Source organism: Undibacterium sp. Ren11W (assembly GCF_049340485.1).
GTDB lineage: Bacteria > Pseudomonadota > Gammaproteobacteria > Burkholderiales > Burkholderiaceae_D > Undibacterium.
This window is the reverse complement of record NZ_JBMPPB010000001.1, coordinates 448,422-460,820: the sequence shown is the minus strand read 5'-3', so window position 1 is coordinate 460,820 and position 12,399 is coordinate 448,422. Positions and strand designations below refer to the sequence as shown.

General features: G+C 47.6%; 12 protein-coding genes. 6 read left to right on the top strand and 6 right to left on the bottom strand.

Going from position 1 to position 12,399, the window contains the following annotated elements; translation table 11 throughout:
* Position 1: 1 nt before the first annotated feature.
* The 3 genes from ACO0K8_RS02105 to orn form a co-directional block, all read right to left on the bottom strand.
* Positions 2-823, bottom strand: coding sequence for a phosphate/phosphite/phosphonate ABC transporter substrate-binding protein (locus ACO0K8_RS02105; RefSeq protein ID WP_422944965.1), 822 nt, complete (start codon positions 821-823; stop codon positions 2-4).
* Positions 824-993: 170 nt separating this feature from the next.
* On the bottom strand, positions 994-1,398 hold the full coding sequence (locus ACO0K8_RS02100) for a response regulator (protein ID WP_422944964.1): 405 nt from the start codon (positions 1,396-1,398) through the stop codon (positions 994-996).
* 544 nt (positions 1,399-1,942) lie between these two features.
* A complete protein-coding gene (gene orn, locus ACO0K8_RS02095) occupies positions 1,943-2,530 on the bottom strand; it encodes an oligoribonuclease (protein WP_422944963.1) in 588 nt (195 codons plus the stop codon).
* Between the two features lie 47 nt (positions 2,531-2,577).
* On the opposite strand from orn, the gene ACO0K8_RS02090 reads away from it, so the two are divergent.
* From ACO0K8_RS02090 to rsgA, 3 genes are read left to right on the top strand one after another with little or no spacing between them, the layout of a single operon-like run.
* On the top strand, positions 2,578-3,867 hold the full coding sequence (locus tag ACO0K8_RS02090; protein ID WP_422944962.1) for a M48 family metallopeptidase: 1,290 nt from the start codon (positions 2,578-2,580) through the stop codon (positions 3,865-3,867).
* A complete protein-coding gene (locus tag ACO0K8_RS02085) occupies positions 3,864-4,214 on the top strand; it encodes a 4a-hydroxytetrahydrobiopterin dehydratase (protein ID WP_422944961.1) in 351 nt (116 codons plus the stop codon). Before ACO0K8_RS02090 ends, ACO0K8_RS02085 begins: the two co-directional genes overlap by 4 nt.
* Entirely contained in the window at positions 4,214-5,137 is a 924-nt protein-coding gene (rsgA, locus tag ACO0K8_RS02080; RefSeq protein WP_422944960.1) for a ribosome small subunit-dependent GTPase A, read from the top strand. The genes ACO0K8_RS02085 and rsgA overlap by 1 nt, the downstream gene beginning before the upstream one ends.
* A gap of 74 nt (positions 5,138-5,211) precedes the next feature.
* On the opposite strand, the gene ACO0K8_RS02075 is transcribed toward rsgA, so the two are convergent.
* On the bottom strand, positions 5,212-5,490 hold the full coding sequence (locus ACO0K8_RS02075) for a DUF2798 domain-containing protein (protein WP_422944959.1): 279 nt from the start codon (positions 5,488-5,490) through the stop codon (positions 5,212-5,214).
* Between the two features lie 180 nt (positions 5,491-5,670).
* On the opposite strand from ACO0K8_RS02075, the gene ACO0K8_RS02070 reads away from it, so the two are divergent.
* On the top strand, positions 5,671-6,597 hold the full coding sequence (locus ACO0K8_RS02070; RefSeq protein ID WP_422944958.1) for a LysR family transcriptional regulator: 927 nt from the start codon (positions 5,671-5,673) through the stop codon (positions 6,595-6,597).
* Between the two features lie 21 nt (positions 6,598-6,618).
* On the opposite strand, the gene ACO0K8_RS02065 is transcribed toward ACO0K8_RS02070, so the two are convergent.
* The gene (locus tag ACO0K8_RS02065; protein ID WP_422944957.1) at positions 6,619-8,670 is read right to left on the bottom strand and encodes an ATP-binding protein; all 2,052 of its coding nucleotides are present in this window, start codon (positions 8,668-8,670) and stop codon (positions 6,619-6,621) included.
* A 433-nt stretch (positions 8,671-9,103) separates the two neighbouring features.
* On the opposite strand from ACO0K8_RS02065, the gene ACO0K8_RS02060 reads away from it, so the two are divergent.
* Positions 9,104-9,457, top strand: a complete 354-nt coding sequence (locus tag ACO0K8_RS02060) for a hypothetical protein (RefSeq protein ID WP_422944956.1) — start codon at positions 9,104-9,106, stop codon at positions 9,455-9,457.
* A 114-nt stretch (positions 9,458-9,571) separates the two neighbouring features.
* Here ACO0K8_RS02060 and ACO0K8_RS02055 read toward each other — a convergent pair whose 3' ends face one another.
* Positions 9,572-10,276, bottom strand: a complete 705-nt coding sequence (locus tag ACO0K8_RS02055; protein WP_422944955.1) for a Type 1 glutamine amidotransferase-like domain-containing protein — start codon at positions 10,274-10,276, stop codon at positions 9,572-9,574.
* Between the two features lie 384 nt (positions 10,277-10,660).
* Between ACO0K8_RS02055 and ACO0K8_RS02050 the strand changes: the two genes are divergently transcribed.
* Positions 10,661-12,364 (top strand): methyl-accepting chemotaxis protein, encoded by a 1,704-nt coding sequence (locus tag ACO0K8_RS02050; RefSeq protein ID WP_422944954.1) that lies wholly within the window; start codon positions 10,661-10,663, stop codon positions 12,362-12,364.
* Positions 12,365-12,399: the final 35 nt, after the last annotated feature.

The following is a 12,399-nucleotide window of genomic DNA, read 5'->3' as shown; positions in this document are numbered from 1 at the left end:
CTTACTCGATGATGAGGTATTTTTCTACCTGTAGTTTTTCAAGCGGAAGGTAATCGACTTGGTAGCTGACGGCTACCGGGGCCGGTATACGGATCGCATTGAGCAATGAGCGCCCTTCAGCGTCTTGTGTCAATGCAAAAAACGCTTGGGCAACCACTTTTTGTACAGAAGCAGCGACACGCGGGTGTGCCACGACTGGGTGCGATGCAACAGGAGGTGTTTGATATAGAATTTGCAATTGCTCACGCACTTCAGCAATCTCATCATTGAGTGCAACGTTAACTGTTCCACCAGCAGCGACATCTTCGCGTATCACATTACGGTAGACATTGCTGTGGGTTTTAACATAGACGGGGGCAAACTGAATATGCGCCACTTCTGAGAGTAATGTCCGCATATACAGCGAAGCTCCAAATGCATTAGGCGCAGGGAACGCTATTTTTTGGCCGTTCAGGTCTTTCAAGGTCTTGTACGAGCCATCTTTGCGCACCACCAACACCCCCGTCAATGGCTTGGCATCACGCAAAATAGGCACATACAATTGCGCTTTTTTTGCCATCACCATATGGTAGGGGTTCATGTAGGCGAAGTCTGGTTCACCTTTCAAAAAACTCGCTTCAAAAAGGGGAATGGACGTTTGAATTTTTAGCTCAAATACCAAGCCGGTATCTTTAGAAAGCCGGGCGATCAATGGTGCCCAATCTTTGTGAAGTTCAACGGCACTATATTGTGGAACGACTGCAAAACTGTATTTAGCAGGCGTCTGTGCGAGAGCTTCGTTGACAAATAAGCCTAATACAAGCAAACACAATGTCCGAAACATACTTTTAATCCGATTGCGCGGCGTGATTCTGCTTGTATGCATTTTATGATGCCCCGGTAATCAATTAAAATGATTCACGTCACATGGAATAGTGATGCGGTTTCTTAATGCAACTTATTGATAAAATGCGTGCCAATCAATAGCTCATTTTTCCCACAAGATGAATTGAATTAATCATTCCGCACTGTCATTTTCCCAATTGCCATTTCCAAAGCTACCCTAGTTACGGGTTTTGCTACGGTTCCGAGAAAATTCAGTCTTGAAAGCTGCGCAACTAGTGACGCTGTATGGAGGACATGGGCACCTTGTCCTGACATCAAAATCAAGCCGCCTTTGAAATCACGTTCGTTGATCGCTTGCATGAACTCGAAACCATCAATATCTGGCATTTGAATATCGCAAATAAGCAGATCCGGCTTCGTTTGACTAGTATCAAATTTAGCTAAAGCTTGTCGTCCGCCATCTACCATTTCAATCTTTACTATCCCTAAGTTCTCCAACTGAGCAGAAACTAATTCAAGTTGAAGATCATCATTGTCAATAACCATGACATTTAACGCTTCATATGTCGTCATACTGTAATCCTTGCTTTCTGTGCAATACAACAGCGTTACACGGCCAAAAATTAAACACCTGGTACCTAAGTTCGAAAAAAAACCGAGCATTCACATTTTTAGAACATTTTTTACTGCAGACAAACATGACGTTATTTTCTTGAAATACTACACCCATTAAGCGACTGTTATTTCAATTAAATACACTCTCAAACCTATTTAATTGTGTGAAATATGGGCAAGGACCATTTTGACATGGAAGACTTAGGCTGAAAAACAAATCTCCTGTTCACACGAATAATGCCTATCTAAGCCTATTTTACCGGTCTGGGTTTTGACACCGTCTGGCCGCATTGCCGTCGCTTATCCCGTGGCATTACGATGTTGATGAACGTCATAAGTGGAATTTAAGAATGCTACTTTGATGTGCGATTTATGACTGTAATACAAAATTTACGTCTGAGTGAAGCAGAAATAACCGAGCTACTCAGAGTGCTGCACAAAGTAAAAAAGACTTCTAATCGAAGTCTTTTTTATTTCAAATCGAGTGCAAACTGTGAGGCACTTATTCTTTGATGAAGTGTTCGCGGTAGTATTTCAGCTCTTCGATAGATTCGATGATGTCGGCCAAGGCAGTGTGTTTTTGATGCTTCTTGAAGCCGCTCAAGAGTTCAGGCTTCCAGCGACGGCACAACTCTTTCAGCGTAGAGACATCCAGATTACGGTAGTGAAAATACGCTTCCAGCTTAGGCATGCCGCGCACCATGAAGCGCCTATCCTGACAAATGGTGTTACCACACATAGGCGATTTACCGTTTGGCACATGCAATTTCAAGAATTCTATCAAGGCTTTTTCGGCATCGGCTTCCGTCACGGTCGACGTTTTGACTCTTTCTATCAAACCGGAACGGCCATGCGTGCCCTTATTCCATGCATCCATCTTCCCCATGATTTCATCGGATTGATGAATCGCAAATACCGGACCTTCGGCAATCACGTTCAACTGCATATCGGTCACGACCACCGCAACCTCAATAATCACATCTGTATCCGGATCTAAACCGGTCATTTCCATATCGACCCAGATCAAATTCATCTCATTTGGCTTGGCTGGTTTCGACGTACTTGCTTGTATCTCGGTCGCTTGTGACATAATTCTTCCTTGACTTGATAATTTATTTCTGAATGCGGCATTTTCCCATGATTTCTACAGCGTTTTCTGTTTTATTCGTCTCATTTTTACTTTTGACACTGGTTTTGCAGTTTTGGCTAGGTTCGCGGCACATACGGCATGTCTTGCAACACCGCGCCCAGGTACCCGCAGAGTTTGCAGAACGCATCCCGCTGGCCGCCCATCAGAAGGCGGCCGACTACACCGTCGCCAAAACCAAACTGGGCATGCTGATGCTGGTATTGAACGCCATCGTTTTGATAGGCTTCACTCTATTTGGCGGCCTGCAATGGCTAGCCGTCAGCCTGGTGAAGTTGAGCGGACCGGGCATGCTGTATCAATTGAGTCTTTTGACCGCCTTTGCCCTGATCACTAGCTTGATCGACTTACCGTTCGACTATTACAAACAATTCGTATTGGAAGAAAAATTTGGTTTCAATAAAATGAGCAAAGGCCTATTTTTTGGTGACATGCTCAAAAGCACACTACTGGGCGCGGCGATAGGCCTGCCTTTGATCTGGGTTATGTTGATGCTGATGGATAAATCCGGTGCGCTGTGGTGGTTGTATGCCTGGATTTTTTGGAGCGGATTTCAGCTCTTGATGATGGTGATTTTCCCAACCTGGATCGCCCCCTTATTTAATAAATTTAGCCCTTTAGAAGATGATAGCTTGCGTGCCCGTATCGAGGGACTAATGCAAAGAGTCGGCTTTGCCTCCAAGGGCTTATTTGTGATGGATGGATCTAAACGTAGCGCGCATGGCAATGCCTATTTTTCCGGCTTCGGTGCCTCCAAGCGTATAGTGTTTTTTGATACCCTGCTGTCACGTTTGAGCGCGCCAGAAATAGAAGCGGTTTTGGCACATGAGCTAGGTCACTTCAAACTCAAGCACATTGTCAAACGTATTTGCGTGATGTTTATTATCTCGCTGGGCTTCCTGGCTTTACTTGGATTTTTAAAGCAGCAAGTCTGGTTTTTTACCGGTCTGGGCGTAGACCCTATGCTACTGGCCTCGAACGACGCCATGGCCCTCATCTTATTTATGCTGTCCTTGCCCATATTTACTTTTATACTGTCGCCACTGTCCTCTATCACCTCGCGCAAACACGAGTTTGAGGCCGATGCCTTCGCTGCCAAATATAGTAGCGCAGACGATTTGGTGGCGGCGCTGGTGAAACTATATGAAGATAATGCCTCAACCCTGACCCCCGATCCACTACATTCGGCTTTTTACGATTCGCACCCGCCAGCCTCGGTACGTATAGGCAAACTACAATTGAGCGCCACTGCAGCAACCACATCAGGAGCAATAGCATGATAAAAACCACTGAGCTACTCGCAAAAAAATCTCAACATACTGTCGATGCTCTCGCCGCTGAGCGCTTGCCCGAGTATTTTGCGGCCACCCCAGGCTGGGCGCTAGATGGCGCGCGCATAGTCAAAACCTTCGAATTTAAAAATTACTACGAAACCCTGGCCTTTATCAACGCTATTGCCTATGTGATACACGCAGAAGACCATCATCCTGAATTAGTGGTGACTTACAATCGTTGCCTGATCCGCTTTGACACCCACACGGTGAATGGCGGCAAAGGTGGCATTTCAGAGAATGACTTCATTTGCGCCGCCAAAGTCGATGGCATATTTCAGCAAAGTTTTTCCTGATGGCTAAGAAAGAAATACCGGCAAATGCGCTAGGCACCGTGATTGCAGCGCATGGCCGCCATTATCTGGTGCAAGCGGAGGGTATCAAACTGCATTGCGTGACGCGTGGTAAAAAAAGCGATGTGGCGGTCGGCGATGTCGTTGAATATCAACTGACCTCGAAAAATCAGGGAGTGATTGAAGCCATCACACCACGCCAGACTTTGCTGTACCGCTCTGATCAATATAAATCGAAAATGCTGGCGGCCAATCTGACGCAACTGGTGGTAGTAGTCGCCACCGAGCCTAGTTTTTCTGATGATTTGATCTCTCGTGCGCTGGTCGCTTCAGAATCATCCGGCATCAAGGCGCACATTATTCTCAATAAGATAGACGTCACGACTAGTCTACCCAAGGCGCGTGAACGCGTCGGTCTGTACGCCAGTTTGGGTTATCCTGTGCACGAAGTCTCTGTGACTGGCATGCCTGAGACTACCCGTGTGACCCTGATGAATTTGCTGCAAGGACAAAGCACCATCCTGATTGGCCAATCAGGGATGGGGAAATCATCGCTAATTAACTTAATTATCCCGGATGCCGAAATCGCTACCCGTGAGATTTCTGCGGCCTTGGATACCGGCAAACACACCACCACCTTCACCCGTCTATTTCAAATGGATCCGTATCAGGGCCAGCCAACCTCGGTGATCGATTCACCAGGGTTTCAAGAGTTTGGTCTGCATCATCTGAGCGAAGGCATGCTGGAACGCGCTTTTCCAGAATTTCTACCCTATCTGGGCAAGTGCAAATTCTACAATTGCCATCACCATGCTGAGCCAAATTGCGCAGTGACCGCCGCAATCAAAACTGGTGACATCAGCGCCATGCGGCATGACTTGTTCAAGCAATTGGTGCACGAGGCGGCGCAAACCATCGGTTATTAAGTCGTCTCCGTTACTACGATGCGCATCATATCAATGAGGTGCATCGTCAACACACCAGCCGCATTGCATTATCCTTATTTGCGCACCGTCATAGCGACTAACTTCATCACCAAAGGCCGCACTAGCAATACGCAGCAAAAGGCGACCGGCATCGCCAGCTTATACGCATTTAAAACACGGGCTAGAAAATCCTCTTTAATGCCCCCGTTAGCAGCCACGATGACGGTTGACATCAAGAAGGCCATGATAGCCGCCATATAGAACGCGAATACTTGCGGCGTGTAGCGAGCCGGTAGCTTCCAACGACTAAGTTCCGGAGTTGGTATGGACTGATTTGTTTTAGAGTTGCTCATTTTATTCTTGGCTTTCTTGCTTACTAGTTTCAACCTCGGTGTTCTAAACACAGGGATCGCCACAATGACTGATTAAAGACCCTATTTTAAGCAGTAGTTGGGCAATTAACTAGAACAGTAACGCTATTCCAATCATTAAGCTAAACTTATGAATACCGCCACTAATCATCAATAATATCTATGGATACTTTAAGCGGAATAAATAGCTTCGTCAAAGCGGTCGAGAGTGGCAGTATCGCATCGGCGGCACGGCAGTTAGGCATTACCCCAGCCGCTGCCAGCCAAAACATTGCTCGGTTAGAGCAATATATGGGGGTGAAATTACTCACCAGGACCACCCGAAAATTGAGCCTCACCGAGAGCGGAGATGTTTATTACACTAAGGTCAGCGATATCTTACATAGGTTAGAATTAGCCAAGTCGGCAGTGACTCAATTACAAGGAGTGCCCCAGGGACGCCTGCGAATTGCCACCTCCATCACATTTGGCCGACATATTATCGCGCCCTTAATCCCGGCATTTTGTGCGCGCCACCCCACTCTATCGATAGAATTGATCTCGACCGACTTTAACGTCAACCATAGCAATGACGATGTCGATATCAGCATACGCTTCAAACAGCAGTTAGAGGCACATCTGGTGAGTCGCCGCATCGCCACAGTCCCTATGATAATTTGCGCCGCACCTGCCTATCTAGAAAAAGCAGGAATACCCCGAACACCGGAAGAATTAAGCGAACATGCCTGCCTGCTGTATCGCCCGGCCTTTAATGGTCTGTTACTCAGATGGGGCTTTATACGGAATGGCTTACACTTTGAACCGGAACTACGTCCCAGCATCATTAGCAATGACGTCGATAGCTTGACGCAGATGGCGGTCGCGGGAGCGGGGATCGCCCGTTTAGGTAGCTTTATCGCCGCGCCTTTAATTGCTAGCGGTCAGCTGCAAGCTTTATTTGTAAAATCATCGAATGGGCAAGACAATGGTAGCCTCGATGCCGAGCCCCTGGATTTTTATGTCTGCTATCGAGACCGCAATGAAGTGAGTCTCAAAATGCGTCTATTTATTGATTACCTACTTGAATGCCTACCCGCTACACAGGCATAATCTTTGAAAACACTGCATTGATTAGCCTGCTTGTATCGGTAAATCAACATAAAACGAGCTACCCTCGCCGATCGTGGAGTGGTAGCCGATTTCTCCGCCCATCTGATTGACGATCGCTTTCGAGATCGATAGGCCTAAGCCAGAACCGCCTTTCGCCTTAGTATCTGATGCGTCTTGTTGAGCAAATTTTTGAAAAATTCTATCCCTAAATTCTTCAGAAATACCAGGACCATTATCACCGACCGCTATCCTTACTCGATCAGGCCCAAGTAACTTGGTCTCGATAATAACCGAGTCACCAGGACTAGAGTATTTGCAGGCGTTTGAGAGTAAATTGGCCATCACCTGTTGAAAACGACCAGCATCGACATTCACAAACACATCGGGAGGTGGATTATGCAAAGCAATGCTCACTGCCAGACGCGCTGCAAATGCCTGGTTGACGTCGCGCGCTTCTATGATTAATGCCGGCAGGCTGCACGCTTCTTGCGTCAGACTCAAAAACCCTGATTCGAGTTTTTGTACGTCCAATAAATCATTAATGAGTTGGGTCAAGCGCTCGGTATTGGTATACGCCATTTTCACCAACGCGGCGGCCTGGGGTGGTAGGACGCCAGTCACGCCGCCAGCAACCAGTCCTAACGAACCACGAATCGCGGTCAAGGGGGTACGCAATTCATGGCTGACAGTGGAAACGAACTCTTGCTGCAGGCGTTCGACTTTTTTTCTCTCAGTAATATCGCGGGCAATCAGGATAAATTTATCTTGTCCGAGGACATGCACTTTGCTCGCGGTAATTTCTAGTGGAAACGACTGACCACCCTGACGCACCCCTTCGACCACGCCTAGCACTCCCGCTTCTAGTAGTTGCCAACTGCCAGCTTGTAAAGTTGGTGTCAACTGCTGCATATTGCGCCCCAACAGGCTTTCTGAGGAACAGGCAAATATAATTTCTGCCGAATGATTAAATGACTCAATATCACCTCTATCGTTGGTAGTGATAATCGCATCCGCCGCGTTTTGCACGATGGTATCGAGCCTATCCGAGGATGCTTTCAATTCATTTTTCTGCAACTCAACATCGTGCAACAAAGTTGATTTGGCGGCATTGGCGGCCAGAGCGTGCTGCTCACTACGTTGCAAGCGGCCTACCATGGCAAGGACAAAAGCACTAAATGCGAGTATCAGTAAAGAAGCGATCAGAGACAAACGCAAGGATTCAGATTCTCTGGTTTGGTAAGGTACCAGTGCATCCTCCATCCCGATTGCCGCAGCGATATACAGTGGATAATTTCTAATTTTTCTATAGCTAAACAAGCGCTCCTTGCCATCTACGATGCTGGTACTGCGCATGTCGCCGCTGCCATTGGCCAGAGCAGCTCTAAAAATCACGCCTTTCGAAACATCCTGACCCACTTCAGCCGATTTCCCATCTCTGCGTGCGCGCACTATGCCATCCTCACCAAACATGGTCACCGTCCCATGCTTACCTAAGTTAATCTCTTCATAGAAGCGACTAAAATAGAAAGGATCGACAGAAACCACCGCCACCCCATGAAAACTACCATTGGCGTTATTGATTCTGCGCGTCATTTGCAACGACCATTTTTGCGAAATACGGCCCAACACTGGTTTGCTGACAAATAATTGTCCCAGGTCTGTTTCCATGTGCACGCGGATATGCTCGCGGTCGGATAGACTGGTTTTTTTCATAGGCAAATTTGACAAGACCAGATCACCGCGTTGATCGACTATCGATACCTGATTCAAAATATCGCCGAGTATGATTCCGCTCTTCATGTAAGCAGGCAAATCGAAACGCAAGCCCAACTCGAGATAATGTTCACTGACAAACAAGGCTGCCTGATCGGCCGTTTGCAGCGTGCGTATTGTGTGCTCTTCTATAGTACGTGCATAATTACGCGCATCTTTTTGAGCCGTCTGTATCGCCTCATTTTTGGCGTCTAATAGTTGATAATAGGTACTACCCCAGATATACGCCAACAGTAGCAAGGAAAATAGACTCAAGCCCAGTCTGGCATCACGGCTTCTATTTTTAGCGAGCAATTCCATACAGATTAAAACCTTGCAAATAATTGAATTGATGAATGTCGGGACTTAGGCAAAACCGGCACAGCGTGCTTGTATCAGCACTCTCGTACAATGCATACTAGTTGGAACTTTCGTATGTCCTAAATATGCCTCATGCAGAGATACAACAATGCTGTTTTTGTCGTCTAACAGCGGCCTCGATGCAATGTCAAAATAAGAAGTTCCCATATAGTTCCCATATAAAAGAGACTACCTGCTCTGCCTGCGTCTGGCAAACAGAAGCGTGACTATTTACAAAATTTCTCTATATTCAACCCAAATACAAGGATTACCCTTGGCAAAACTGAAGAAATCCGGCTTACGGCTACTCTCACAGCAGATGAGCAATGCCAGGCAAAAGAACACCGTTGCCATGCTAAGATGAGATGTTTTCCCAATTTTATAGCGATAAAAAATGACTACCGATACCGACATCCAACTTAGCGGCCCATTTAAAGCGGTCGATTCATCCGGCAGCAGCCATGAGGTCAAGGCCATCCGCATTTTCGACGAAGGTTACGGCATCATTGATGTCTACGTCGATTTCTCCGGCCCCATAGAGAATAGCCTGTGCAAAGACAAGGTGCTGATAGGTCATATCATGACGAAACTACGTAGTCTCGGTTATGTAGGCCCTGACTTTGGTCACAGCGACCTCGGCTTACAAGAAAGAAAACTGATCGTTCTGGAAGCGCCGGAAGAGTTTTCCAGCTTTGCCAAAAAGCATGGCTGGAAAAATTTGGCGGAAGAGTTCGACGAAGAAGAATAGCCCGATACCACCACGCCAGCGCGCATATTCCATGCGCTTCTTCAAGCATGCCGGGCTGTAAGCCGGATGGAATATGCGCGCTGGCGTGGGTAGTTTATTTGGACAGCAGCAGAACTACTCATACACCTGCAAAATCTCCACATCCGGAATGGCGCTAGTGAGCACGGCATCTGCTGTTTTCTGAACCCGATACGCGCTGACCCCGGTTTTACCCTGCACAATGCGCGTGAGCTTGCCATCAACAAAATGCACGGCAACACCATCGTCAATGGCGATACCTTCAGAGATGTCCCCTTGCATCAGCATGCGCTCAAACGCCGGTTTGCGCTCCGCATCGTCCGAGTAATGCGGGCAGCAGCTGCCCGGTAAAAACCCTAATGCGTCGATAGGCCCAAGTTGCCCGGCATTCGAATCGGTCACGCCGGACTCGAACCAACATATCGCCCCCGCACTAATCCCCGCCAACAACACGCCTTGCTGCATGGCCTGCCGCAAAATTTCATCAAAGCCCCAAGCCTGCCAAACCGCCAGCATGCTCTTGGTGTTGCCTCCACCGACGAAAATGACATCTTGCGCCAGGGCCCAGGCAAGCAAATCCGGAGTCCTATCAAAAAACCTGAGATGGCTAGGCTGGCAAGACAGCGTAGAAAAACGCTGATAAAACTTGATGATATACGCCGGATCTTCAGCACTGGCGGTAGGTACAAAACCAATACGAGGATACTCAACGCCGGTCTGGGCCAGCAAATAGCGATCCAAACCCGGCTCAGTGCCGCAAGAAAAACCGCCGCCACCTAGGGCGATGATCTGTGTTTTCATCTAAACAAAATCCCTTTTAATAGATTCCGGAATGCGGCCCGTCAATAATTCACTCGAACTAACACTCTGGCAATGTTTGCTTAAAAGCCAAGCCTAGGCAAACCAGGTAGCGCAAAACTAAGGCGCAGCACTTTTAAATATAAAAATCTCAACAATGAATTTTAACAACAAATTTGAAAAAATTTACGTACTGATTGTCTCGGTCGCACCATTAAGGCTATGACATTGTCACTTAATAGTGAAATTTGTATTGCCGGAAGCGAAAATATAGATAAATATGACTGTCCAGCCTTGCCAATCGTGTAGCCACGTAGATTTAGATACAATCGGCTGAAAATTTGTCGAAATAATTTTGCTTAGTTGGCGTCCTTTAAGGAGATTCACATGCAAGCATTTTATGACTTAAAAATTGCAGCAAAACTCATACTCAGTTTTATCGCAGTATTGCTGCTCACTTGCTTCTTGGGTGTGTTCTCTATCGTACAACTAACCACCGTCAATCACGCTGCCGACGAAATCGGCAATGACTGGATGCCAAGCTCTATTGAGGCCATGGGAATGAAAGAAAGTGTTTCGCGTATGCGCTCGCAAGAAGCACAACTAGCGAACGCCGAATCGCCAGATGAAGTAAAAAAATATCAAGAACGCACCAACGAGGCGATCGAGCAATTTAGAAAATATCACGCAAATTCAAGCAAGTTCGCAGACACCCCGGATGAGAAAAAAGCATTAGAAGAAACCATTGCCGCATTCAATGCCTACGCTGTCATCTCAGACAAAATTGGAAATTTAGCCAAAGAAGCAAATAACGCCGATGCAGTCAAATTGCTGCGTACTGAATCGTCCGACGCCAATAAAAAGCTGCGCGCCATGGTCGATAAAATCGTCGACGATCATGTCGCCGGCGGCAAGACCGCGTTTGCCGAAAGCAGTGCCGTGTTTCAGCGCGCACGCAGCTTAATTATCATTGTCATGATAGCGGCCGTCATCATCGGCATGACACTGGCGATAGGATTATCCAAAATCGTTTCCACTCCGCTGAAAAACGCAGTGGGTCTGGCCCAGTCGATTGCCGCGGGTGATCTCACGCATCATCTGACAGCGCAAAGCCGCTGTGAAACTGGGCAACTGATACAGGCGCTGGCAGACATGAACCACAGTCTCCACAGTGTGGTCAGCGAAGTGCGTGCAGGCACAAATCAAATCAACAATGCTGCCACTGAGATCGCCAATGGCAATATGGATTTATCGGCCAGGACAGAAGAGCAAGCGAGCTCTCTGGAAGAAACCGCCTCCTCCATGGAAGAGATCACCTCCACCATCAAGCACAATAGCGACAACGCGCGTCAAGCCAATATCCTGTCCCAAACTGCGACCTCGATTGCTGAAAAAGGCGGTAATGCGGTATCAGAAGTAGTCTCCACCATGAACGCGATCAATGCCTCTTCGCGCAAGATCGTCGATATCATCAGCGTCATCGATGGCATCGCTTTTCAAACCAATATTTTGGCCTTAAATGCGGCCGTGGAAGCGGCCCGTGCTGGCGAACAAGGGCGCGGCTTTGCCGTGGTTGCCTCGGAAGTGCGTAACCTGGCGCAACGTTCGGCCGGTGCTGCCAAAGAAATTAAAGAATTGATCAATGACTCAGTCGAGCAGGTGACGCAAGGAAGCCTGTTAGTCAATAGCGCGGGCACTACCATGCAAGAGGTGGTCGAAAGTGTCAAGCGTGTCAGCGACATCATTAGCGAAATTACCGCTGCCGGTCTGGAACAAAGTGCAGGGATAGATCAGATCAATAATGCCATCACACAAATGGACGATGTGACACAGAAAAATGCGGCTTTAGTCGAAGAAGCGGCTGCAGCCGCAGCCAGCATGCAGGAACAAGCGAGCAATTTGGTGCAAGTAGTGAGTGTGTTTAACATAGGCAAGGAAGAGCCTGAACTAAACGCCAAACCTGCCGCCCGTAAAACCAGCAGTGTGGTTAACCGCAAGAGCACGGCCGTGCCGGTCAGAATTGCGACGACTGCGGCGACGAAGGCGGCACAAGCCAAAACGACAAACACCGAAGATTGGGAAGAGTTTTAACGTAGGCCGGCGCTACCCGATGAGCACCGACCAGG